At 61.2% G+C, this 22,952-nt stretch carries 22 protein-coding genes; 5 read left to right on the forward strand and 17 right to left on the reverse strand.

Annotated features, from left to right (window positions below; genetic code table 11):
• Positions 1 to 113: 113 nt before the first annotated feature.
• Both BLJAPNOD_RS18895 and BLJAPNOD_RS18900 read left to right on the forward strand, forming a co-directional pair.
• Complete coding sequence (locus BLJAPNOD_RS18895) at positions 114 to 725, forward strand: GNAT family protein (protein WP_077498048.1); 612 nt, start codon at positions 114 to 116, stop codon at positions 723 to 725.
• Complete coding sequence (locus tag BLJAPNOD_RS18900) at positions 725 to 3,634, forward strand: EAL domain-containing protein (protein WP_115420792.1); 2,910 nt, start codon at positions 725 to 727, stop codon at positions 3,632 to 3,634. The genes BLJAPNOD_RS18895 and BLJAPNOD_RS18900 overlap by 1 nt, the downstream gene beginning before the upstream one ends.
• Positions 3,635 to 3,846: 212 nt before the next feature.
• On the opposite strand, the gene BLJAPNOD_RS18905 is transcribed toward BLJAPNOD_RS18900, so the two are convergent.
• On the reverse strand, positions 3,847 to 4,452 hold the full coding sequence (locus BLJAPNOD_RS18905; RefSeq protein WP_077498050.1) for a YqgE/AlgH family protein: 606 nt from the start codon (positions 4,450 to 4,452) through the stop codon (positions 3,847 to 3,849).
• Positions 4,453 to 4,621: 169 nt separating this feature from the next.
• Here BLJAPNOD_RS18905 and BLJAPNOD_RS18910 point away from each other — a divergent pair, with 169 nt between their 5' ends.
• Positions 4,622 to 5,470 carry a protein-disulfide reductase DsbD domain-containing protein gene (locus BLJAPNOD_RS18910; protein WP_115420793.1) on the forward strand — a complete coding sequence of 283 codons (849 nt, stop codon included), beginning with the start codon at positions 4,622 to 4,624 and terminating at the stop codon, positions 5,468 to 5,470.
• 140 nt (positions 5,471 to 5,610) lie between these two features.
• On the forward strand, positions 5,611 to 6,096 hold the full coding sequence (locus BLJAPNOD_RS18915; RefSeq protein ID WP_115421363.1) for a peroxiredoxin: 486 nt from the start codon (positions 5,611 to 5,613) through the stop codon (positions 6,094 to 6,096).
• Between the two features lie 46 nt (positions 6,097 to 6,142).
• On the opposite strand, the gene rnhA is transcribed toward BLJAPNOD_RS18915, so the two are convergent.
• The 13 genes from rnhA to coxB form a co-directional block, all read right to left on the reverse strand.
• Positions 6,143 to 6,610, reverse strand: a complete 468-nt coding sequence (gene rnhA / locus BLJAPNOD_RS18920) for a ribonuclease HI (RefSeq protein ID WP_077498053.1) — start codon at positions 6,608 to 6,610, stop codon at positions 6,143 to 6,145.
• Positions 6,607 to 7,587: a homoserine kinase gene (locus BLJAPNOD_RS18925; RefSeq protein ID WP_115420794.1), complete on the reverse strand. Its 981-nt coding sequence runs from the start codon at positions 7,585 to 7,587 to the stop codon at positions 6,607 to 6,609. The genes rnhA and BLJAPNOD_RS18925 overlap by 4 nt, the downstream gene beginning before the upstream one ends.
• 39 nt (positions 7,588 to 7,626) lie before the next feature.
• Positions 7,627 to 8,634: a 4-hydroxy-3-methylbut-2-enyl diphosphate reductase gene (gene ispH, locus BLJAPNOD_RS18930; protein WP_115420795.1), complete on the reverse strand. Its 1,008-nt coding sequence runs from the start codon at positions 8,632 to 8,634 to the stop codon at positions 7,627 to 7,629.
• A 3-nt stretch (positions 8,635 to 8,637) separates the two neighbouring features.
• Complete coding sequence (locus tag BLJAPNOD_RS18935; RefSeq protein WP_115420796.1) at positions 8,638 to 9,003, reverse strand: DUF1304 domain-containing protein; 366 nt, start codon at positions 9,001 to 9,003, stop codon at positions 8,638 to 8,640.
• Between the two features lie 146 nt (positions 9,004 to 9,149).
• Positions 9,150 to 9,893: an SURF1 family protein gene (locus BLJAPNOD_RS18940; protein WP_115420797.1), complete on the reverse strand. Its 744-nt coding sequence runs from the start codon at positions 9,891 to 9,893 to the stop codon at positions 9,150 to 9,152.
• Positions 9,886 to 10,269 (reverse strand): DUF983 domain-containing protein, encoded by a 384-nt coding sequence (locus BLJAPNOD_RS18945; RefSeq protein WP_077498057.1) that lies wholly within the window; start codon positions 10,267 to 10,269, stop codon positions 9,886 to 9,888. The genes BLJAPNOD_RS18940 and BLJAPNOD_RS18945 overlap by 8 nt, the downstream gene beginning before the upstream one ends.
• Positions 10,266 to 10,733, reverse strand: coding sequence for a L,D-transpeptidase family protein (locus BLJAPNOD_RS18950; RefSeq protein ID WP_244610968.1), 468 nt, complete (start codon positions 10,731 to 10,733; stop codon positions 10,266 to 10,268). The genes BLJAPNOD_RS18945 and BLJAPNOD_RS18950 overlap by 4 nt, the downstream gene beginning before the upstream one ends.
• A 126-nt stretch (positions 10,734 to 10,859) precedes the next feature.
• On the reverse strand, positions 10,860 to 11,738 hold the full coding sequence (locus tag BLJAPNOD_RS18955) for a cytochrome c oxidase subunit 3 (RefSeq protein ID WP_077498059.1): 879 nt from the start codon (positions 11,736 to 11,738) through the stop codon (positions 10,860 to 10,862).
• 64 nt (positions 11,739 to 11,802) lie between these two features.
• The gene (locus tag BLJAPNOD_RS18960) at positions 11,803 to 12,402 is read right to left on the reverse strand and encodes a cytochrome c oxidase assembly protein (RefSeq protein WP_077498060.1); all 600 of its coding nucleotides are present in this window, start codon (positions 12,400 to 12,402) and stop codon (positions 11,803 to 11,805) included.
• Between the two features lie 11 nt (positions 12,403 to 12,413).
• Positions 12,414 to 12,554: a hypothetical protein gene (locus tag BLJAPNOD_RS18965; protein WP_053250651.1), complete on the reverse strand. Its 141-nt coding sequence runs from the start codon at positions 12,552 to 12,554 to the stop codon at positions 12,414 to 12,416.
• A complete protein-coding gene (locus BLJAPNOD_RS18970) occupies positions 12,554 to 13,510 on the reverse strand; it encodes a heme o synthase (RefSeq protein ID WP_077498061.1) in 957 nt (318 codons plus the stop codon). The genes BLJAPNOD_RS18965 and BLJAPNOD_RS18970 overlap by 1 nt, the downstream gene beginning before the upstream one ends.
• Before the next feature lie 98 nt (positions 13,511 to 13,608).
• Positions 13,609 to 15,297, reverse strand: a complete 1,689-nt coding sequence (gene ctaD / locus BLJAPNOD_RS18975) for a cytochrome c oxidase subunit I (protein WP_077498062.1) — start codon at positions 15,295 to 15,297, stop codon at positions 13,609 to 13,611.
• Positions 15,298 to 15,318: 21 nt separating this feature from the next.
• Positions 15,319 to 16,203, reverse strand: coding sequence for a cytochrome c oxidase subunit II (gene coxB / locus BLJAPNOD_RS18980; RefSeq protein WP_077498063.1), 885 nt, complete (start codon positions 16,201 to 16,203; stop codon positions 15,319 to 15,321).
• Between the two features lie 355 nt (positions 16,204 to 16,558).
• On the opposite strand from coxB, the gene BLJAPNOD_RS18990 reads away from it, so the two are divergent.
• Positions 16,559 to 17,089 (forward strand): invasion associated locus B family protein, encoded by a 531-nt coding sequence (locus BLJAPNOD_RS18990; RefSeq protein ID WP_025426170.1) that lies wholly within the window; start codon positions 16,559 to 16,561, stop codon positions 17,087 to 17,089.
• Between the two features lie 142 nt (positions 17,090 to 17,231).
• On the opposite strand, the gene ribB is transcribed toward BLJAPNOD_RS18990, so the two are convergent.
• The 3 genes from ribB to BLJAPNOD_RS19005 form a co-directional block, all read right to left on the reverse strand.
• Entirely contained in the window at positions 17,232 to 18,332 is a 1,101-nt protein-coding gene (gene ribB, locus BLJAPNOD_RS18995) for a 3,4-dihydroxy-2-butanone-4-phosphate synthase (protein WP_115420799.1), read from the reverse strand.
• Positions 18,333 to 18,347: 15 nt separating this feature from the next.
• Positions 18,348 to 19,445 carry a chorismate synthase gene (gene aroC, locus BLJAPNOD_RS19000; RefSeq protein ID WP_115421364.1) on the reverse strand — a complete coding sequence of 366 codons (1,098 nt, stop codon included), beginning with the start codon at positions 19,443 to 19,445 and terminating at the stop codon, positions 18,348 to 18,350.
• Between the two features lie 121 nt (positions 19,446 to 19,566).
• Positions 19,567 to 22,746, reverse strand: a complete 3,180-nt coding sequence (locus BLJAPNOD_RS19005) for an EAL domain-containing protein (RefSeq protein ID WP_244610969.1) — start codon at positions 22,744 to 22,746, stop codon at positions 19,567 to 19,569.
• Positions 22,747 to 22,952: the final 206 nt, after the last annotated feature.

A 22,952-nucleotide genomic window follows, 5' to 3' on the forward strand; every position in this document is an offset into this window, starting at 1 on the left:
CGATTTGTGCGCAAAGTTGTGCAACGCTTGGAGTTGCGACAGCGCGAGGGGCACTGTGCGCCGGGCGGTTAAGGATCTTCCGCGCGTTCAACTGGAAGGCCTCGGAGGCACTTATGACACGATCGGTTTTTCGGTTCCTGTCGCGGCAGCCCGAGACGGTCGAGATCGCCAATCAGGATTACCTGCTTCGCCTCCCCCGCTACGCCGACTATCGCCAATGGTACCAGCTTCGCAGCGAGAGCCGCGGCTTTCTCGAGCCGTGGGAACCGACCTGGCGCGCCGATGAAATGACGGAAAGCGCCTTTCGCAGCCGCGTCATCCGCAACGAGCAGGAATTCGCGTCGGGCCAGGCCGTGCCGCTCTTTCTTTTCCACAAGCCTGCGGAAACCCTGCTCGGAGGGATCACGATCGGCCACATCCGCCGCGGCGCCGGGCAAAACTGCATGATCGGCTACTGGATGGGCGAGCGCCATGCCGGCCACGGCCACATGTTTGCCGCCCTAAAGCTGGCAATTCCCTACATCTTTTCGAGCCTTGAGTTGCACCGTATTGAAGCAGCCTGTATTCCGGAGAACTCAAGAAGCATCCGGCTCCTTGAAAAGGCCGGTTTTGAGCGTGAAGGCTACTTAAGACAGTACTTGAGGATTAACGGGCAATGGCGTGACCATGTGCTTTTCTCCCTCCTGTCCGACGATGCCGTACCGAACAGGAAATTGCCCCTTTGATGCCTCTAACCCGCTCGCCCTTCGCATGGTCAGCCTCGAAGCTGGCAGCGTTTCTGATCGCTCTCGCAACGCTGTTCTGCGCCTTTGGCGGCATTGCCCATGCTCTCGAGCCGGTCAAGATTTCGCGCGAAGACACCGCACTCGATCTGACGGCCACGACCGAGATCTACAGCGGCCGCAGCGAAGCCTTCCAGGTTTCGACGGCGCCAGGTGCCGACGGCATTGTCCGGCGCATCGAAGTGCGCTCCAGCACCGAGAACCACCAGGGCGACTGGGCCGTGTTCGCGCTCGCCAACGTTTCGGGCGAACAGCTCGACCGTGTGATCGTCGCGCCACACTTTCGCCTGGTGAACTCCAAGCTGTTCTGGCCCGACCTCGGGTCGCAGCGCATCCTTTCGATCACGCCGAGCGAAGGCTTCGCGCTGGAACGACTGCCGAGTGACGATTCGGACGTCTTCCAGATCACGCTCAACCCGGGGGCCGTCATCACCTTCGTCGCCGAGCTGGCGACGCCCGAGCTGCCGCAGATCTACCTCTGGCAGCCGGACGCCTACAAGGACACAGTCAACGCCTTCACGCTTTATCGCGGCATCGTGCTCGGCATCGCCGGTCTCCTCGCGGTGTTCCTGACGATCCTGTTCGTGGTTAAGGGAACGTCAATGCTGCCGGCGACGGCGGCGCTCGCCTGGGCGGTACTTGCCTATATCTGCGTCGATTTCGGCTTTCTTTCCAAGCTCATCAGCGTAACCGCCGGCGACGAGCGAATATGGCGAGCGGGAACCGAAGTCTTCCTGGCGGCGGGCCTCGTGATCTTTCTTTTCACCTATCTGAACCTCAATCGCTGGCACCAGCATCTCGGCTACGCGACCCTCGCCTGGATCCTCGGACTCGGACTGCTTTTCGGCGTCGCCGTTTACGATCCGGCGATAGCATCGGGCATCGCCCGCCTCTCCTTCGCGCTGACGGCGACCGTCGGCATCGTGCTGATCGCCTATCTCGGCTTCAACCGCTACGACCGCGCCATCCTGCTTGTCCCCGCCTGGCTGCTCATTCTAGTCTGGCTGTTCGGCGCCTGGCTGACCGTCACGGGCCAGCTGGCCAACGACATCGTCCAGCCGGCACTCGGCGGCGGGCTGGTTCTCATCGTGCTGTTGATCGGCTTTACGGTCATGCAGCATGCCTTTGCCGGCGGCGCCTACCAACAGGGTCTGTTTTCCGATCTTGAGCGCCAGTCTCTGGCGCTGACCGGTTCCGGCGATACGGTCTGGGACTGGGACGTGGCGCGCGACCGGGTCGTGACCATTCCCGACATCTCGCTGCAGCTCGGGCTCTCCATGGGGTCGATGCACGGGCCGTTGCGCAACTGGCTGCCGCGCCTGCACCCTGACGATCGCGATCGCTTCCGCGCCACGCTCGATGTGCTGCTCGAGCATCGCCGCGGCAAGCTCAATCATGAATTCCGCGTCCGCGCCGAGGACGGCCATTATCACTGGCTGTCGATCCGCGCGCGCCCGGTTCTCGGCGCCAATGGCGAAATCATCCGCTGCGTCGGCACGATCATCGACATCACCGAGCAGCGCAATTCGGTCGAACGTCTGCTGCACAACGCCCTGCACGACAATCTGACCGGCCTTCCCAATCGCCAGGTCTTCCTCGACCGCCTGCAATCGATCCTTTTGATGGCCGACAGCACGACGACGGCACGCCCGACCGTTCTTGCCATCGACATCGACCGCTACAAGCAGGTCAACGACCTGCTCGGCATTGCCGCCGGCGACAACATCCTGATCGCGCTCACGCGCCGTCTGCGCCGACTGCTGCGTCCGCAGGATACGCTCGCACGCCTTGGCGGTGACCAGTTCGGACTGATCCTGATGTCGGAGCGCGATCCGGCCAAGGTCGCCGATTTCGCCGACGCGGTCAGCAAGGCGATCATGGTGCCGCTCAATTACGGCAACCGCGAAATCAACCTCACCGCCTCCATCGGCCTCGTTTCCTGGCTCGACCAGGAGCAGAGCGCTGCCGGCCTGATCGACGATGCGGAGCTGGCAATGTTCCGCGCCAAGAAGGAAGGCGGCAACCGCGTCGAGCCCTTCCGCCCGGCGTTCAGAACGTCCGGCTCCGACCGCATGCAGCTCGAAGCCGATCTCAAGCGCGCGATCGAGCGCAAGGAACTGTCGCTGGTCTATCAGCCGATCGTGCGGCTCAGCGACGCCGAGATCGCCGGTTTCGAGGCGCTGATGCGCTGGGACCACCCCAAGCGCGGCAACGTCTCTCCAACCGAATTCATCCCGATCGCCGAAAATTCCGACCTGATCAACCAGCTCGGCATGTTTGCCTTCGACAAGGCCACCAGCGACCTTACGGAATGGCAGATCCAGACCGGCGACCTGCCGATCTTCGTGTCGATCAACCTCTCCAGCGCGCAACTGCTCAACAACGAGCTCTATGACGACATTCGTGCCGTTCTCAACAAGAACCGTTGCGACCCGGCCAAGGTGAAGATGGAGCTGACGGAATCTCTCGTGATGGAGAACCCGGAACAGGCACGGCTGGTGCTTGAGAAACTGAAGGAAGCCGGGCTGAAGCTGGCACTCGACGACTTCGGTACGGGCCACTCGTCGCTTTCCTATCTCACCCGGTTCCCGTTCGATACGATCAAGATCGACAAGGCGCTGGTGCGAGACCCGAGCGACAAGCGCGGCATTCTGTTGCGCTCGGTGATCACCATGGCGCGCGAACTTGAAATGCAGGTGGTGGCCGAAGGCATCGAGTCCGAGGAAGACGCGATCCAGCTCGCGCAGATGGGGTGCGACTACGGCCAGAGCTTCCTGTTCGGCCCGCCGATTGGCTCGGAGTCGATCCAGCGGTTGCTGAAAGAGCGGTTTCCGCTGATGAAACGGGCTTAGAGCATTTCGAGGAAACGTGCGAAGCGGTTTTCCGTCAGGAGATGCGCAAGATCAAAGAGATAGAGCGTTTCAGCGTAAGTCGGAAATGCTCCAGGCCCGCCAAGGCGCACCAACTGCGGGCTGCGAACACAACGCAGCCCGATGGCCACACCGACCGATCTGGTTGACGTGCAATGCCTGCATTGATTGTCCGCATTTTTCAGCGCCTGGCGTCAGGCGTGGCCGGCTTCGATCGACAACATCGCCGGGCTGACGCCCATCAAAGCAAGAGCGCGATCGTACTTATCGCCAAGCGCCTTGTCGAAGATCAACTCGTCGCGCGCCGGGCAGGTCAGCCAACCGTTCTGGGTGATTTCCGCTTCGAGCTGGCCGGGCCCCCAGCCTGCATAGCCCAGCATCATGGTGGCGCGATGCGGCCCCTCCCCGCGTGAGATCGCACGGACGATGTCGAGTGTTGCGGTCAGGCAGATATCGTCGCTGACAGGGATGCTGGAATCGCTCAAATAGTCGTCGGAGTGCAGGACGAAACCACGTCCGGTCTCGACCGGGCCACCAGCCTGGATCTGGAAGTCGCGCGTCATCGCCGGCAGGCGGATTGCCTCATCCTCGTCAAGAATGTCGAGGTGCATCAGCACATCCGGGAAGGTCAGTTGCTGCGGCCGATTGAGGATGAACCCCATGGCGCCGTCGTCCGAATGGGCACAGATGAAAATGACGGTGCGGGCAAAATTGGTGTCAAACATCCCAGGCATGGCGATCAGGAACTGACCGTCAAGGAAACCGCGTTCCCGCTTCTTCTGTGCCATGGTTATTGCCATAATGCAGATAGCCTACCAATTCGCCGCGAAATGAAAAGCGCTTCAACGTCGCGACCGCCAAATAATGCACGTAGCGCGTTTACCGTGCCCTGCGTGATCAAACATTTATGATCTCAGCGCCCAAAGGGGCGTCTGGAGCGTTGCCGGTAAAAGCGATAATGCTTTGGCCATGATCAAACGCCCCACATATGAGAACATGGTCCAGCGCATCGGCAGGGCAAGCCTTCTCCTCGCATTTTTTCTGCCCGTCGGCGCCCAGGCTGCGACCAGCGAATGGATGACATCAACAGGCGGCATGATCCGTCTCGTCGCCGCTGCGCCGCAACAGGACGGCACGATCCCTGCAACGCTCGAGGTCAAGCTGAACCCCGGCTGGAAGACCTATTGGCGTGAACCCGGCGCCAGCGGTATTCCTCCGCAGGTCACCCTTGATCCGGCTGAGGGCGTCGTGCTTGAGAAGATCGGCTTTCCCGTTCCCAAGACCTTCGACGACGGGGTGGTACGCTATGTCGGCTACGACAAGTCGGTTGCCTTCCCGCTCACCCTGAAGCGGCTGCACGGTGAAGGGGACGTGACGATCCGCGCGTCAGTCTTTCTCGGGATCTGTGAGGACATCTGTATTCCGGTACAGGGCGAATTGAACCTGACGCTCAAGCAGGGCGATTTCGACAACCCGCTTGATGCTGCCCGCATCGATGGCGCAGTCGCCGCCCTGCCGGAAGCTCCCTCCGAGAATTTCAAGGTTGCAAGAGCCGTCTATGACGAGCGGAAGGCAGTGGTGCAGCTCTCGTTGCGGCTGCCGCCGGATGCAGCCAAGGAGCACCGCGACTTGTTTCTGGCCGGCCCCTCCGGCGTCGCCTTCGGCAAACCGGTCATCACCAATGCAGAAGGTGCCGAGCTTCAGGCGGAGATCCCCGTTCGGCTCTCCGGCAAAGACAAGACGCTCAAGGGAAAACCGGTGATCCTCACCGTGCGTGCGGACGGGCGCAGCATGGAGACGACCCTTGCCTTTGATTGATGCGCCTCTATAGTCCACCCGTTTTAGGCATGGCGTCGAAGGACGCCGGCCGGAGACGCCCGGACGCAAGACAATTCAAGCCGCGACAACGCCTCGCCGGAACGCCGGTCTGGGCAAACGCGCAACGCAAGGAGAATGCCGTGACCATTGCCGTCGGAGACAAGCTGCCCGCTGCGACCTTCAAGGAAAAGACCGCCGATGGTCCGGTGGAAGTGACGACCGAACAGCTCTTCAAGGGCAAGCGCGTCGTGCTCTTTGCAGTGCCGGGCGCGTTCACGCCCACCTGCTCGCTCAACCATCTTCCCGGCTATCTGGAAAACCGCGACGCGATCCTGTCGCGCGGTATCGACGATATCGCCGTGGTTGCCGTCAACGATCTGCATGTCATGGGTGCCTGGGCGACGTCGTCGGGCGGCATGGGCAAGATACATTTCCTCTCCGACTGGAATGCCGCCTTCACCAAGGCGCTCGGCATGGATGTCGATCTCTCTGCCGGCACGCTCGGCATCCGCTCGAAGCGCTATTCCATGCTTGTCGAAGACGGCGTGGTGAAGGTTCTCAACCTCGAAGACAGCCCGGGCCAGGCAACCGTTTCGGGTGCTGCGGCAATGCTGGAACAGCTCTGAGAGCAGATTTCAATGCAAATGGAAACGGGCCCAAACGGCCCGTTTTTCATTTTGCGAGAAGAGGATCCGGTCGACGCCCCTTCTTGAAGGGCTCCATGCCCTTGCGGGCAAGCTCGTCGGCACGTTCGTTTTCCGGATGGCCGGCATGGCCCTTGACCCAATGCCAGGTGACCTTGTGGCGGCGGTTGGCCGCGTCCAGCGCCTGCCAGAGTTCACCGTTCTTCACAGGCTTCTTGTCCGCGGTCTTCCAGCCGTTTTTCTTCCAGCCGTGGATCCACTTGGAAATGCCGTCCATCACATATTTGCTGTCGGTGTGCAGGTCGACCTCGCAAGTGTCCTTCAGCGCATCAAGCGCCGAGATCGCAGCCAGAAGCTCCATGCGGTTGTTGGTCGTTTCCGCCTCGCCGCCGCACATGTCCTTTTCCACCTCGCCATAGCGCAAGACAGCGCCCCAGCCACCCGGCCCCGGATTGCCCGAGCAAGCGCCGTCCGTAAAAATGTCAACGTGTTTCATGCGGAGGTCTCTTCGATCCGGAGGCCGTATTCGGCGCTGGAAACGATCGCCCGGTGGAACCGGATCTTCGTCAGGTATTCGAGCGGATCCTTCTTGACGACCAGCGCGCCGGCCGGCGTCATCAGCCAGTCGTAGAGGCGCGTCAGGAAGAAGCGCAGCGCCGAACCGCGGCAGAGCAGCGGCAGGGCTTCGACCTCGTCCGGCGTCAGCTTGCGCACGCTCTCATAGCCGGAAAGCAGCGCCATGCCCTTGGTGATGTTGTAGGAGCCGTTCTTCTCGAAGCACCACGAGTTCAGGCAGACGGCCACATCGTAGGCGAGATAATCGTTACAGGCGAAATAGAAGTCGATCAGGCCGGACAGCTGGTCGCCGAGGAAGAAGACATTGTCAGGGAACAGATCGGCATGAATGACGCCATCCGGCAAAGTCTTCGGCCAGTGGCTCTCGAGGTGCGCAAGCTCGGCGGAAATCTCGTCCTTGAGGCCGGTCTGCACCTCGTCGGCGCGCGCCTCGGAATTGAGCCAGAGCGGCCGCCAGCCACCGACCGAGAGCGCATTGGTGCGCTTCAGGTCGAAACCCTCGCTGGCGACATGCATCTCGGCCAGCGCCCTGCCGACCTCGCGGCAATGCCTGGCTTCGGGCTTGCGGAGCCACATACCTTCAAGGAACGAGATCACGGCGGCCGGGCGGCCAGAGAGTTCGCCCAGGAGTTCTCCGTCGGCGCGCGGCAAAGGCAGAGGGCAGGAAAGCCCACAATCGGCCAGGTGATGCATCAGTCCGAGGAAAAACGGCAGATCACCGGCATTCACGCGCTTCTCGTAGAGCGTCAGGATATAGGCGCCCTTTGTCGTGTGCAGCAGGAAGTTGGAGTTTTCGACGCCCTCGGCAATGCCCTTGTAGGACGTCAACTGGCCGACGTCATAGGCCTCAAGAAAGGCGCTCAGGTCGTCTTCCGTGATATCGGTATAAACTGCCACGGTTGTTCACTTTCAAGATAGGCGGGCAAGATAGATGGGTTATTCGCCGTTGACGAAGGCCATGTCGGCTGATGTCAGCGGCACATGGCGAATCTCGCGGTTGACGAGGAAGTTCTCGTTTTCCTCGACCGTGTCGGCAAGCTCAACGACGGCATCATAGCGCTCGCGGAACGCCTCGATGATCTCGTTGACAATGACTTCAGGCGCCGATGCGCCCGCGGATAGTCCAACGGTCGAGATATCGCCGATCGTCTCCCAGTCGATTTCGGCTGCCCGTTGCACGAGGACCGACTTCTTCGCACCGGCCTTCAGCGCCACTTCGACCAGGCGCTTGGAGTTCGACGAGTTCGGCGCGCCGACCACCAGAAACAGGTCGCAGCCGGGTGCGGCCTGCTTGACCGCTTCCTGGCGGTTGGTGGTGGCATAGCAGATCGAATCGGCAGCCGGAGCCGTCAGATTGGGGAAGCGTTCGTGCAGCCGCTTGATCACGCCAGCGGTGTCATCGACGGAAAGCGTCGTCTGGGTGACGAAGCCGAGATTGTCAGGATCGGGCGGCATGTAGACATCCGCATCCTCGATGGTCTCGACCAGGGATACGGCACCTTCCGGCAGTTGTCCCATCGTGCCGATGACTTCGGGATGGCCGGCATGGCCGATCAGCACAACGTGGCGGCCGAGCCGGTTGTGGCGCATCGCCTGCTTGTGGACCTTGGAGACCAGCGGACATGTGGCATCGAGGTAGAAGAGATTGCGCGTGTCGGCATCCGCAGGCACCGATTTCGGCACGCCGTGGGCGGAAAACACCACCGGCTGCTTGCGATGCTCCGGCGGGATCTCGTCGAGCTCCTCGACGAAAATCGCACCCTTGGCTTCGAGCCCTTCGACGACATAGCGGTTGTGCACGATCTCGTGGCGAACATAGACCGGCGCGCCGAATTCCTTCAGCGCCAGAACGACGATCTGGATCGCCCGGTCGACGCCGGCGCAGAAGCCGCGCGGCCCGCAGAGGCGAATGGTAATCGGAGATTTTGCCGCGGATGATGCCATGGATCAGGATGCCAGTAGAACGAAAACAAGGGCTGCAATGGCCGGGCCGCCCTGGATCAGCAGGATGCGCGGCTTGACCGACCAAGCGCCATATATAGCGGCAACGATCACGCACACAAGGAAGAACACCTTCAACTCGAAGGCAAATGACGCCTCCGGCTGTATGAGAGACCACAAAAGCCCGGCGGCGAGAAAGCCGTTGTAGAGCCCCTGATTGGCGGCGAGCACCCGGGTCGCCTCCGCCTGCTCCGCCGTCATGCGGAAGACCGAACGGCCCTGCGGCTTGGTCCAGAGAAACATTTCCAGCACGAGAAAACCGAGATGCAACACCGCCGTCAGCGCGATCAGGATTGTTGATATCAAGCCCATTCCACATGTCCCTCAACTGTGTCGCGCAGGGATAGCATGGCGCTACCACCTGTTTCCTTAAATCCTATTCGATTTAGGGAAACAGGCAGTAATTCAAAGTGCCACAGCGACCTTTGCGCGTCACAAGACGCGCGCTAGAGGGTCGCCTATGGCTTGCGCCGCATGAGAAAGACACCACTGACCACAACCAAGGCTCCGGCAAGGCCGTACCAGGTCAGCGCATACTGCAGATGGCTGTTCGGCAGATCGAACTGGGTAACGCCACCGATCGGCAAGCCGCCTGGATTGGGCGACGCATCGGCATCGACGAAGAACGGCAGGACCTTGTCGGCGGAAAGCCCGACCGACGACGCCATCGCGTCGAGGTCCTTCCAGTAGAAGATGTTCTTGGCGAGGTCATTGTCCGGGACGATCGACGATGGCTTCTCACTGAGCTTCGGCCTTGCAAGGCCGTTGATCGACACGGAGGTCGGGAGTTCGCCCGCAAGACGGGTCGACGACTCCTTCTGTTCGAAGGGCACGAAACCGCGATTGATAAACAGGAAGCGGTCGTCATCCAGCATCAATGGCGTGAAGATGTAGTAGCCGGTGCGACCGTTGTAAGTCGCGAAGAAGTGTCGTTCCTTGCTGTGGTCGAACCGGCCGGGGACGGTGACGGTCCGGTAGTCGATGTCGCCGCCTTCGGCCAGGATCCCTTCGATCTCGGCGAGCGTCACCGGCGGCGCCGACCGACGTTCGGTGATCGCGGCGAGCAGGCCCTCTTTCCAGTGCAGCCGTTGCATCTGCCAGGTGCCGAGCGAGATGAGGATCGCAAAAGTGGTCGCAAGCAGGATGAAGGCGCCGATGCGCCCAACAAGGCTGCCCTTCTTTTTGGTCAGGACTTCAGCCACGATCGATTTCACCCGGCCGCGCGTTGTTGCGGTATTGCAGGTTGATGAGGATGCCCTTCAGCATGCGCGTCAGCCCGAGACTGAAGACGATCGCCAGCGGTATCCACAGCAGAAAATGCAGCCAGAGCGGCGGATTGAAGTTGACCTCCATCCAGAGCGCTGCACCGACGACGATGAAGCCGACAATCAGGATGACGAAGACGACAGGACCGTCACCGGAATCGGCGAAGCGATAATCAAGATCGCAGTTGGCACAGACGGGCTTGACCGTCAGGAACCCATCGAACAGCTTGCCCTGGCCGCAGCGTGGGCACAGGCCCTTGATGCCTGCCATGACCGGTTCGACCGGCGGATAGAGGGCTTTGTCGTCGCTCACGGATTGATCTCTATCGGGGTGTTGTTGGGAACCATGTTCCAGATTTCGTCCATTTCGGCATTGGTAACCGCAATGCAGCCATCCGTCCAATCGAACATCTGCGTCATAAACGCCAGCCAGCCGAAATAATTGGGCTGACCGTGGATCATGATCATGCCACCGGGTTCGACACCCTTGGCTGCCGCTGCCGTGACGTCCTCGGGCCGGGGGTAGGAGACATGCATCGACAGGTGATAGCCGCTCTTGTCATTGCGCCAGTCCAGTACATAAAGGCCCTCCGGCGTCCGCCGATCGCCTTCGCGTTCTTTATGACCGATGGGATTGCCACCAAGAGCGATCGAATACTCACGCAGCATCTCGCCATCACGGTAAAGCTGCAGGAGACGCTTCGCCTTGTGCACCACCACGCGGTCGGCCGGGTCGTTCGCCAGGGCCGAAGAGCATGCAGCCAGCAGCCACGCCATTGTCACCACAAACACACGCACTTTCATGCCGACTCGTCCTCCCGATACAACCGCAAGACAGACAAAAAATAAGGCGGCTGCATGGTCGCAGCCGCCTCATCGAGAAGAGCGTGAGCTCTCTTGTCTTTACATGTGAGCGATAGGCGCGCCCCAACCACCCCAGATGTAGATGGAGAAGAAGAGGAAGAGCCAGACGACGTCAACGAAGTGCCAGTACCAGGCGGCCGCTTCGAAGCCGAAATGCTGCTTCGGCGTGAAGTCGCCACGCAGCGCGCGCAGCAGGCAGACGAGAAGGAAGATCGTGCCGACGAGGACGTGGAAGCCGTGGAAGCCGGTCGCCATGAAGAAGGTCGCGCCGTAGATCGAATCCTTGAAGGCGAACGGAGCGTGAGCGTATTCGTAGGCCTGAACGTAGGAGAACAGCACGCCGAGGACGACCGTCAGCGACAGGCCGTAGATCAGGCCCTTGCGATCATTGTGCAGCAGTGCGTGGTGCGCCCAGGTGACCGTCGTGCCGGACAGCAGCAGGATGACGGTGTTGTAGAGCGGCAGGTGCCAGGGGTCGAGTACCTCGATGCCCTTCGGCGGCCAGACGCCACCGGTAAAGGCCGTACGGGTTGCCTGGATGGCTTCGCCGGGGAAGAGGCTGGCGTCGAAATAGGCCCAGAACCAGGCGACGAAGAACATCACTTCCGAAGCGATGAACATGATCATGCCATAGCGCAGGTGCAGCGAGACGACGCGGGTGTGGTGACCCTCGTGTGCTTCCTTTACCGTGTCCGACCACCAGCCGTACATGGTGTAGAGAACGACGACGAGGCCGATGAAGAAGACCCACGGATTGGCAAGCTCTGCGCCGAACAGCTTGAAGGAGCCGCCGGAAAGATAGCGCATGTAGCCGACACCGCCGAACGCCATGACGAATGCGCCGATCGAGGCAAGCAACGGCCAGGGGCTCGGGTCGATGATGTGGTAGTCGTGATTCTTCTGATGCGCATCGGCCATGTCAGTAATCCCCGATAGGTCTTTCTCTTGTCGCCCTTCCGGCTTAGCCGAAACGGGCCTCCAGTCAAAGTTTGTTCTCAGTTTCGCCCGTCTTCACCTGTGCGACCGGCTTTGACGGCTCGCGCGGGTAGAAGGTGTAGGAAAGCGTCAGTGTCTTGATGTCCTTGGTCTCGACCGCGTTGACCATGTCCGGATCGACGAAGAATACCACCGGCATCTCCATCTCCTCTCCCGGCTGCAGGGTCGTCTCGGTAAAGCAGAAGCATTGGACCTTGTTGAAGTAGGCACCGGCCTGCATCGGCGTGACGTTGAACGTCGCCTGGCCCGTCGTCGGCTTCGACGAAAGGTTCTTGGCGCGGTACATCACCTGCACGGTCTCGCCGATACGGACGTCGATGTCGCGCTGCACCGGCTTGAACTCCCAGGGCAGGCCGCCCGAGGTATTGGCGTCGAAGGTAACCTTGACCTTTTCGTCGAGGATGACGTCCGATGCCTGCTCGACGCGCTGCGTCGTGCCGTTATAGCCGGTGACGCGGCAGAACATGTCGTAGAGCGGCACGGCCGCATAGGCCATGCCGGTCATGCCGACAACGAAGGCGACGCAGGTGCCGACGATGACACCGTTGGAGCGCTGCTTCTGCTCGGGGTTCTGAGAGGTCGTCATGCTGCGGCTCCTCAGTTGACCATGCCGTTGCCGAACTTGATCAGCGTGACGACGTAGAAGAGGACGACAAGGCCAGCCAAGACGACACCGAGCGCAATGTTGCGGCCGCGGCGGGACTTCTTCTGGGCTTCGTTGAGCTTGACGGTTTCCATCAGGCAACACTCCCGGCATTCAGCCAGATATTGACGATCAGGTGATCCGCCATCAGGGCGGAGAAGATCACGAACAGATACATGATCGAGAAGGCGAAAAGCTTCTTGGCGGGCAGCATGCGCTCATCCGTCTCAGGCATGCGCAGCACGCCGATCGAATACCAGACGAAACCGAGACCAAGTGCTGCCGCGACCGCGCCATAACCGACGCTCGCAAAGCCGAGCAAGGTGGGACAGATGCCGATCAGCGCCGTCAGAACCGCATAGATGACGATCTGCTTCTTGGTGGTCGCCTGGCCTGCGACATTGGGCAGCATCGGCACGCCGACGGAGCCATAATCGCCCATCTTGAACAGCGCGAGCGCCCAGAAATGCGCCGGCGTCCACAGGAAGGTGATGAGGAAAAGTACGATGCTTTCTACCGAAACGCCGCCAGTCACGCAGGCCCAGCCGATCATCGGCGGGAAGGCGCCGGCAGCACCACCGATGACGATGTTCTGCGGCGTCGAGCGCTTGAGCCACATCGTATAAATGACGGCGTAGAAGAAGATGGTGAAGGCGAGCAACCCGGCTGCGAGCCAATTGACGGCGAGCCCAAGGATGATCACGGAAAACGCCGATAGCGTCAGGCCGAAGGCGAGCGCTTCCTCGGGCAGGATCTTGCCTGCCGGGATCGGGCGCTTGGCCGTGCGGGTCATGACCGCGTCGATATCGGCATCGTACCACATGTTGAGCGCGCCGGAGGCGCCGGCACCAACAGCGATGCACAGGATGGCGATGAAACCGATGAAGGGATTGATGTGTCCGGGGGCGAGCACGAGGCCCGCAAGCGCCGTGAACACGACGAGCGACATGACGCGGGGCTTAAGAAGCTCGAAATAATCGCGCGCAGAGGCCTCGGACAGGCGCGGTGCGCCATCCATGCCCATTGCTTCGTGATTGTCGATGACCGTCATGTCTCGTCCTTGATCGTCTTTTGCCCATAGGGGCCGTCTTTTGCCGGTTCTCCGGCGGGGGGAAGCCGCCGGAACCGGCGGCTTCTGTTTCTTTCCCATCACTTGATGCGCGGGAGCTGTTCCCACTGGTGGAACGGCGGCGGCGAAGACAGCTGCCATTCGAGCGTGTTTGCACCCTCGCCCCACGGATTGTCGCCAGCGACGCGCTTCTTGGCGAAGGCTTCGGCGACACAGAAGAGGAAGATCAGCACGCCGACGGCTGCGATGTACGAGCCGTAGGACGACACCATGTTCCAGCCGGCATAGGCATCCGGATAGTCGATGTAGCGGCGCGGCATGCCGGCAAGACCCAGGAAGTGCTGCGGGAAGAAGATCAGGTTCACACCGATGAACATGACCCAGAAGTGCAGCTTGCCGAGGAACTCGGAGTACATGTAGCCGGTCATCTTCGGGAACCAGTAGTACCAGGCAGCGAAGATCGCGAACACGGCGCCGAGCGACAGAACGTAGTGGAAGTGAGCAACCACGTAGTAGGTGTCATGCAGCGAACGGTCGAGGCCGGCGTTGGCGAGCTGAACGCCCGTAACGCCACCGACAGTGAACAGGAAGATGAAGCCGATCGCCCAGACCATCGGGGTCGTGAAGCGGATCGAGCCACCCCACATCGTCGCGATCCACGAGAAGATCTTCACGCCGGTCGGAACCGCAATAACCATCGTCGCGAAGACGAAGTAGCGCTGCGTGTCGAGCGACATGCCGACGGTATACATGTGGTGTGCCCACACGATGAAGCCGACAGCGCCGATCGCAACCATGGCGTAAGCCATGCCGAGGTAGCCGAAGATCGGCTTGCGCGAGAAGGTGGAAACGATGTGGCTGACGATGCCGAAGCCCGGCAGGATCAGGATGTATACTTCCGGGTGACCGAAGAACCAGAACAGGTGCTGGAACAGGATCGGGTCGCCGCCGCCTTCAGGCGCGAAGAACGCCGTGCCGAAGTTGCGGTCGGTCAGCAGCATGGTGATGCCGCCTGCCAGAACCGGCAGCGAGAGCAGAAGCAGGAAGGCGGTGATCAGAACCGACCAGGCAAACAGCGGCATCTTGTGCAGCGTCATGCCCGGAGCGCGCATGTTCAGGATCGTGGTGATGAAGTTGATCGCACCGAGGATCGACGAGGCACCAGCAATGTGCAGGCCGAGGATCACGAGATCCATCGCCGGCCCGGGCATGCCTGACGTAGAGAACGGCGGATAGATCGTCCACCCGCCCCCTGCACCATAGGCGCCTGCCGGACCTTCGACGAACATCGAAAGCAGCACCAGCAGGAAGGCCGGAATGATCAGCCAGAACGAGATGTTGTTCATGCGCGGGAACGCCATGTCCGGCGCGCCGATCATGATCGGGACCATCCAGTTGGCGAAGCCGCCGATCAGCGCCGGCATGACCATGAAGAAGATCATGATGAGCGCGTGCGCGGTCGTGAACACGTTGAACATGTGCTTGCCGCCGTCGATGGCAGCGTCGCCCTCGAAGCCGTAAACCATCTGCGCCAGACCGTGGAAGATCTGGATGCCCGGTTCCTGCAGCTCGGCGCGCATGAAGATCGACAGCGTACCGCCAATGATGCCCGCGAAGATCGCGAAGATCAGGTAGAGCGTGCCGATGTCCTTGTGATTGGTCGACAGAAACCAGCGCTGAAAGAAGGTCAACGGCTTGTGCGCGTGGTCTGCGTGACCATGATCGGAATGATCATGGCGTTGGTCGTGATGAGCGGCTGTTCCAGCCATGGGTCGAGCTCCCCTTACCGATTACTGTGCGGCGTTAGCGGCGACGTCAACGGCCTTCGCCGCGCCGTCGATGGACGCCATGAGCGCCTTGTTCGCATCGCCGATATTGGTTGCGGCGGCAGCGAGCCAGGCGTCGTATTTTTCCTGCGAAACAACGCGGACGGCGATCGGCATATAGGCGTGGTCCTTGCCGCAGAGCTCGGAACACTGGCCATAGTAGAGGCCTTCACGGTCAGCCTTGAACCAGGTTTCGTTCAGGCGGCCGGGAACGGCATCGATCTTAACGCCGAAGGCGGGCATCGCGAAAGCGTGAATGACGTCGGCAGCCGTAACGAGCAGACGAACGGTCTTGCCGACCGGAACGACGACTTCGTTGTCGACGGCGAGAAGGCGCGGATATTCGACCTTGTCTTCCTTGCCAAGGCTCGCACGATCCTCTTCCTTCATCAGCAGGCTGTCGAAGGAGAGCGGGCTTTCGCCGACTTCATATTCATAGGACCAGTACCACTGGTTACCCGTCGCCTTGACCGTCAGATCCGGATTGGCCGGCGGCGTCAACTGCGCGGTCAGAAGCTGGAAGGACGGAATGGCCAGGAACAGCAGGATGATGACCGGACCGACGGTCCAGACAACCTCGATAGCGGTGTTGTGGCTGGTCTTGGAGGGCACCGGATTGACGCTCTCACGGAATTTGACCACCACGACAATCAGCAGCAGGAGGACAAACAGAGTGATCGGAATGATGAACCACAGGGTATAGTGTTCAAACCACGTGATTTCTTCCATAATGCCCGTCGCCGCCGTCTGAAAGTTCGTCTGCCAGTCGACAGGCTTGTCAGCGTAGGCGCTCGAAGCAAAAAGCAGACAGGCAAGCGCTGCCATAACTGCATAGGCCTTATTTTTCACAATATGTCTCCCCAATGCGCTTGATCAGGATCAAACCGGAACGCAGAATCCCTGCGATACTGCTGCGCTTCAAACCACAGTTTGCCCAACGCCGCAACATCTGTGCAATCAACCCCATGCGGCATTTTTGCACAAATGCGACTTTTCTCACAGGCACCCCTCGGAACCCCCAGCGAATCGACTTATATGCCTGGATCCGCGCCACTGTTGCCGCTCTCACGCCACGTCAGCGCGACAATGGCGTTCCGCGAGCCCAATTTCCGCCATATGGCGCTGGAATGTACCCCGCAGGGCTTTTCATTTCTCCCCGCGCGCTTCAAGAATAGCCCTGATGATTCGACGTTTTGAGGTTTACATGGGCCTGCCCCTCTTCTCCCGACTGTCGGCTCTTGCCGCTCTCGGATTTGCCGTCCTCGCCCTTCCCACGGCGAGCGCTGCCCAACAACCCGCTGGCGCGCCCGGAACGGTCAAGTCCAACCACGGCGCCTGGTCGATCGTCTGCGATCAGCCGGCAGGTGCATCGACCGACCAGTGCGCCCTGATGCAGAACGTCATCGCCGAAGACCGGCCGGAAGTCGGCCTCTCGGTCGTCGTGCTGAAGACCGCCGACCGCAAGGCGAAGATCCTGCGCGTTCTGGCGCCGCTAGGCGTGCTCTTGCCGAACGGTCTTGGTCTCAACGTCGACGGCAAGGATATCGGCCGCGCCTATTTCGTGCGCTGTTTCTCCGACGGCTGCTATGCCGAGGTCGTGCTTGAAGACGAACTGTTGAAGACCTTCCGCTCCGGCGCGACAGCAACCTTCATCGTCTTCCAGTCGCCGGAAGAAGGCATCGGCATTCCGGTCGACCTCAAGGGTTTTGGCGAAGGCTACGACGCCCTGCCCTGATGGCGCGCGCCAGAGAATACGTTTCAGAGCCGCGCCCCGAGCGCGGCTCTTTCGTTTCTGCGGCGAAGCCAATCGTAAGACAGACAAAAGCCCGGGTGGTTGCCCGGGCTTGCCAAGTTCAAAGATGCGCAATCGTACGGCGTCAGATGATGTCGGTCGCCGCGATCTTGATGCCGAAGCCTTCGAGACCGACATAGTGGCGCTCGCGCGAGGCGATCAGCCGGATTGAGCTGATGCCGAGATCCTTGAGGATCTGCGCGCCGAGGCCGATCTCCAGCCATTCGCTTTCGCGGGCTTGCGCCTCGTCATGGGCTTCGCGCTCGTGCTTGCCCTTGCGGGCGGTCTGCGACACGCCGACGCCGACCGAGCCTTCGCGCAGGTAGACAATGACGCCCCTGCCCTCTTCGGCCATGCGCTTCATGATCCGGTCGATCTGGCAGTCCTTGCCGAAAACATCGGCACCGACATTTTCGAGGTGCAGGCGAACCGGGATGTCCACGCCGTCACGGATGTCGCCGAAGACGACGGCGAGGTGCTGCATCGGATCCCAGGGCAACGAATAGGAGTGTCCCTTGGCCTTGCCATAGGGCGTCTCGATGTTGAACGAACCGCCCTGCTCGATCAGCGTTTCCTTGCGCTGACGATAGGCGATCAGGTCGGCGACGGAGACCTGCTTCAAACCGTGCTTTTCGGCAAAGGCACTGACCTGCGGGCCACGCGTAACAGTGCCGTCGTCATTCACCAGTTCGCAGATGACGCCGATCGGCGGCAGGCTTGCAAGCTTGCAGAGGTCGACGGCAGCTTCCGTATGGCCGGACCGCATCAGAACGCCGCCTTCGCGGGCGACCAGCGGGAAGATGTGGCCGGGGCGCACGAAATCGGTCGGTCCGACATTGGGATTGGCGAGATTGCGCACGGTCAGTGTGCGATCGTCGGCCGAGATCCCGGTGGTCGTGCCGTGCTTGAAGTCGACCGAAACGGTAAAGGCGGTGGTGTGAGCGGAATCGTTCTCCGCCACCATGGCGTTGAGGTTCAGGCGCTTCGCCTCCTCGCGCGGCATCGGCGTACAGACGATGCCCGAAGTATGGCGCACGATGAAGGCCATTTTCTCCGGCGTGCAATGCACGGCTGCGACGATCAGGTCGCCTTCGTTCTCGCGGCCGTCATCATCGGTGACGACGACGATCTCTCCGGCTTCGAAGGCACGGATGGCATCAACGACACGCTTCTGGTCATAGGACATGATGATCTTCCTGAATTATTTGAGCCGGCCGGTCTGGCCGCGGTCCCGCAGGTAGTGATCTGCAATCGTGCAGGCAACCATCGCCTCGCCGATCGGCACCGCGCGGATGCCGACGCAGGGGTCATGACGCCCCTTGGTGCGCACATCCACCTCGTTGCCGTCGCTATCGATCGAACGACGTTCCGTGAGAATAGAAGAGGTTGGCTTGATCGCAAAGCGGGCGACGACCGGCTGGCCGGTCGAAATGCCGCCAAGAATGCCGCCGGCGTTGTTGGAGAGGAAGACGGGCTGGCCGTCAGCGCCGATACGCATCTCATCGGCATTTTCCTCGCCGGTGATCTCGGCAGCACCAAAACCGTTGCCGATCTCGACGCCCTTGACGGCGTTGATCGACATCAGGTTCGAAGCGATGTCCTGGTCGAGCTTGGCGTAGATTGGCGCACCGATGCCGGCCGGCACGCTCTCGGCCACCACTTCGACCACGGCGCCGATGGACGAACCCGATTTGCGGATACCGTCCAGGTACTCCTCCCAGACGGGCACTATCGCCGGATCCGGCGCGAAGAACGGGTTGTTGTTGACCTCGGCCCAATCCCAGTTGGCCCGGTCGATCTTGTGCTTGCCGATCTGCACGAGCGCTGCGCGCACGACCAGCCCCGGCACAACCTTGCGGGCGATACCGCCGGCGGCAACGCGTGCCGCCGTTTCGCGCGCCGACGAGCGGCCACCGCCGCGGTAGTCGCGAATGCCGTATTTGACATCATAGGTGTAATCGGCGTGCCCCGGGCGATAACGCTTGGAGATTTCCGAATAATCCTTCGAGCGCTGGTCGGTGTTTTCAATCAGCATCGAAATCGGCGTGCCGGTCGAGATCATCGTCTCGCCGTCCTCATCCAGCATCACGCCGGAGAGAACCTTGACGAGATCGTCCTCACGGCGCTGCGTGACGAAGCGCGACTGGCCGGGCTTGCGCTTGTCGAGCCAGGCCTGCAGCTCGGCCAGGGTGAAACGAATGCCGGGCGGGCACCCATCCACCACGCAGCCGAGCGCGGCCCCATGGCTTTCGCCCCAGGTGGTGACGCGGAAAAGATGACCGAAGGTATTGTGCGACATGAGGCAACCGAACTCTGAGAAGCAACGGACGTACATGTTTCATGTACGGGCGCCACTCTCATAGTGGAAAGCCGGGACAGGGGAAAGTGTTTCCGATGGGCAGGCGAGATTTGCAACCGCCTCAGGAGGCGAGCCTCAATCCGCGCTCCGTCGCGAATGCCAGGAAGTTCTCCGCGCTCAGCGGTTTCGAGAAGGCATAACCCTGCAGCAGATCGCAGCCGAGAATGCCGAGCATCTCGGCATGCGCCATGGTCTCGACGCCTTCCGCCACCGTCTCGATCCCGAGCGAGCGGGCGATATCGATGATCGACCGGATCAGCGCCTGCTCCGTGCGGGCGCTGAGAACCGGAACCACGAGCTGGCGGTCGATCTTCAGCCGCTTCGGCTTGATCTTCAAGAGGCTGACGATCGAGGTATGACCCGTGCCGAAATCGTCGATCTCGATGTCGATACCGAGCCTTTTAATGCCCTCGATATTGGCCGTGACGATATCGTCGCTTTCATCGAGGAAGATCGATTCCACCAGCTCGAAGGAAATCTGCCCCGGCACGATGCTCAGGCCTTCGAGCGAGGCAAGCAACCGCTCGTCCTGCAGGCGCTTGGCCGAGACGTTGACCGAGATCTTTGGCACCCTGAGGCCGGCGGCAGCCCAGCGCATCTGGTCGGCCAGCGATTTTTCGAGGACGAGGCGGTCGAGGGCCGCGGTCACGTTCAGGTCGTCGGCGATCGCAAGGAACCTGTCCGGCGTCAGAATGCCATGCCGCGGATGGCGCCAGCGGATGAGCGCCTCCACACCGGAAAGCGCCAATGTGGAGGCGTCGAATTGCGGCTGGTACCAGGGAACGAACTCGTCGCGCTCGATGCCTTCGAGGATTTCATCGGCGACACGCTTGGCGGTGACGACTTCGGCCTGGAGGATGTGCGTGAAGAACTGGTAGCGGTTGCGACCGTTTTCCTTCGCCCGATAGAGCGCCATGTCGGCATTGACGAGCAGCTTGCGCGCATCGCCGTGCGCCTGGCGCGCCACGGCGACGCCGATGCTGACGCCGAAGCGGCAGGGAAACCCGTTGTAGTCGACAGGCTGGCGCATCTCCGCGATGATCCGGTCGCACAGCGCCGCAAGTGCGGCATCGCCCGGCGCGCCGGTGACGACGACGACAAACTCGTCGCCGCCGATGCGCGCCACGAGGTCACCCGGCCCAATGTTGGAGCGCAGGATCTCCGACGCATGAACCAGCATCGCATCGCCGGCCGCATGGCCCAGCGTGTCGTTGATCTGTTTGAAGCGGTCGAGGTCGATATGAAGGATGGCGATGTGTTGCGGCTTGTCGGCACCTTCACCGGTCAGGCGCTCCAGCGCCTTGTCGAGCATCCGGCGATTGCCCAGGCCGGTCAGCGGATCGTGCAGCGAATTGTGCTCGATGCGGATCCGCGCCTGCTCCAACTCGGCGTTCTTGGCGTCCGTCATTGCCTTGGCGGCGCGCAATTGTTCGGTCATCACGACGTCGTCGGTCACATCGAGCGCAATGCCGACCAGCTTCCTGCGCCCCTCCGGCGACACATGCAGCTTGCCGACCGAGCGAATGTGTCGAACGGCACCTTCAGCCAGAACCACGCGCGCCTGGTGGACGTAGGTTTCGCGGGCGCCGATCGCCGTGTTGACCGCCAGAAGTGCAGAGCCACGATCTTCAGGATGAAGGGCGCCGAGCCAGGTTTCCTCGTTGGTGGAGCCATCGGTATAGAGCAGCCCGTAGAGCTGGTGCATGCGCTCGTCCCAATAGGCGACGTTGTTGTCGAGATCCGCCTCCCACATGCCGCAACGATAGCTGTCGAGCGCGAGGTCGAGCCGGCGCGACAGCTTCTCGAGTTCCTGCTCGCGCTCGTAAAGGCCCTTCAGGGCCCGCTCGAGTTCCAGGTTCTGCTGATCAACCAGAGCCTTGGCAGCCCCCAGACGTTCGTTCTTCAACACGTCATCGGTCACATCCCAGCTGATGCCGGTGATCTTCGAGCGGCCGTCGATACCCTGATGGCCGGAACCGACATTGCGGATGTGCCGTATGTTGCCATCGGAGAGCACAACACGATATTGGGAACGGTACTCCAGCCCCTCGTCGAGGCTGCGAAAGAGAGCGTTGGCGGCAATGCCGACATCATCAGGGTGGACGGTCGAGCGCCATTCCTCATAGGTCGGCTCGTCTTCATGGACGGCCAAGCCGTGCAGATGGAACATGCGGTCGTCCCAGGACCGCTCCTGCGTTGCCTGATCGATTTCCCATATGCCGATCTTGGAGGCCTCGAGCGCCAGATTGAGACGATGCGAAAGCGTCATCACCTCACCTTCGCGTGCCCGGAGTTTGGCGATGTTGCGCTGGCGCTCGTTGACCAGGCCGCCGGTCAAAAGAATGGGAACGACGACGACGGCGACCGCCGCGGCAATCGCCAGGCGCAGGTCGGCGCTGTTTTCCGGTAGTTGGTCCCAGCCGCCAATCGGTGTTGCCGCGAGCTCCCACACGCCGCCGGGCAGAACGAGTTGGCGCGTGGCCGGAGCCGCCCGAAAAACGCTGTCATTGCCGAAGAAGGCATCCTGGATACGCTCCGGCTCCGATACATCGCGGATCGCGAGATGCACGTCGACATGGCGATGATCACCGGTCGATTCCGGCGTTTCAACACCGTCCTCAAGCAGGCGTGCGGAGCGATAGAGAGCCTTTTCGTCGAGAATCGCCTCGACATACCCCCACCGCTCCATGCGCCCCTGGATCTTGGCGAAGACAGGCAGGAAAAGTTCGAAGCCGTTGCGCCCGCTCGGCAGGCGAATGGGGCCGATCATCACGGGCTTTACGGTGGACGAAGCCCGCTCCACGGCACGCCGCGTCGCGCCGAACTTGTTGAAATCGGTACCGACGAACCATTGCTGGCTTTCGCGGGGAAACGCGATGCGAACCACACCGCCCGGCGCTGCCGACGCCCGCACCATTTGCGGATTCTGCAGCAGCAACTTGGTCGACATGACCGTGAAATCATCCGCGGTCATCTCCGGGTGAACGCCGATGCTGTTGGCGAACCCGTTGAGGGCGGCAATATTGGTGTTGACCTCGGACTGGAGGCGATTGGCGATGAGGTTCAGCTCATTCTCGACGTCGATCCTCAGATCGCTTCGGAAGTTCTCAAGATTTTGGCGCTCATAAATGTGGCCGCCGCTGAACACCACGATGCCCGCGATCGCAGCCGGTATCAGCGACGGTTTCGCAAATCTGGCTGCCGCCCGAATGCGTTGGCGCAGAACGTCAACAATCTTCACTCTATTCCCCTCGATCCCCAACCGAAGGTAGCGTTCGAGTCTTAAGATTGGCTTTCGTGACATTTCTTTGGAAAACCCCATAATTCATGGGGATACAATGCGGAAGCGTCGCCGATCCCGCCGGCTGAACGCTTGAAAACTGCACGTTTGGCGTTCAGTCTCCCCCAACCGGCCGGGCAACCCCCAAACGAGGGAAAATGCCCGTC

It is taken from the genome of Ensifer sp. M14 (assembly GCF_003355565.1).
In the GTDB taxonomy this organism is placed as follows: domain Bacteria; phylum Pseudomonadota; class Alphaproteobacteria; order Rhizobiales; family Rhizobiaceae; genus Ensifer.

Excerpts from the sequence above, each read along its gene's own strand:
- BLJAPNOD_RS18990 (WP_025426170.1), top strand. The coding sequence starts at position 16,559 with ATGGGCCTGCCCCTCTTCTCCCGACTGTCGGCTCTTGCCGCTCTCGGA.
- BLJAPNOD_RS18965 (WP_053250651.1), bottom strand. The coding sequence starts at position 12,554 with ATGGAAACCGTCAAGCTCAACGAAGCCCAGAAGAAGTCCCGCCGCGGC.
- BLJAPNOD_RS18960 (WP_077498060.1), bottom strand. The coding sequence starts at position 12,402 with ATGACGACCTCTCAGAACCCCGAGCAGAAGCAGCGCTCCAACGGTGTC.
- ctaD (WP_077498062.1), bottom strand. The coding sequence starts at position 15,297 with ATGGCTGGAACAGCCGCTCATCACGACCAACGCCATGATCATTCCGAT.
- BLJAPNOD_RS18895 (WP_077498048.1), top strand. The coding sequence starts at position 114 with ATGACACGATCGGTTTTTCGGTTCCTGTCGCGGCAGCCCGAGACGGTC.
- BLJAPNOD_RS18910 (WP_115420793.1), top strand. The coding sequence starts at position 4,622 with ATGATCAAACGCCCCACATATGAGAACATGGTCCAGCGCATCGGCAGG.
- rnhA (WP_077498053.1), bottom strand. The coding sequence starts at position 6,610 with ATGAAACACGTTGACATTTTTACGGACGGCGCTTGCTCGGGCAATCCG.
- ispH (WP_115420795.1), bottom strand. The coding sequence starts at position 8,634 with ATGGCATCATCCGCGGCAAAATCTCCGATTACCATTCGCCTCTGCGGG.
- BLJAPNOD_RS18970 (WP_077498061.1), bottom strand. The coding sequence starts at position 13,510 with ATGACGGTCATCGACAATCACGAAGCAATGGGCATGGATGGCGCACCG.
- BLJAPNOD_RS18935 (WP_115420796.1), bottom strand. The coding sequence starts at position 9,003 with ATGGGCTTGATATCAACAATCCTGATCGCGCTGACGGCGGTGTTGCAT.
- aroC (WP_115421364.1), bottom strand. The coding sequence starts at position 19,445 with ATGTCGCACAATACCTTCGGTCATCTTTTCCGCGTCACCACCTGGGGC.
- BLJAPNOD_RS18950 (WP_244610968.1), bottom strand. The coding sequence starts at position 10,733 with ATGGCGTGGCTGCTGGCTGCATGCTCTTCGGCCCTGGCGAACGACCCG.
- ribB (WP_115420799.1), bottom strand. The coding sequence starts at position 18,332 with ATGTCCTATGACCAGAAGCGTGTCGTTGATGCCATCCGTGCCTTCGAA.
- BLJAPNOD_RS18955 (WP_077498059.1), bottom strand. The coding sequence starts at position 11,738 with ATGGCCGATGCGCATCAGAAGAATCACGACTACCACATCATCGACCCG.
- BLJAPNOD_RS18905 (WP_077498050.1), bottom strand. The coding sequence starts at position 4,452 with ATGGCAATAACCATGGCACAGAAGAAGCGGGAACGCGGTTTCCTTGAC.
- BLJAPNOD_RS18900 (WP_115420792.1), top strand. The coding sequence starts at position 725 with ATGCCTCTAACCCGCTCGCCCTTCGCATGGTCAGCCTCGAAGCTGGCA.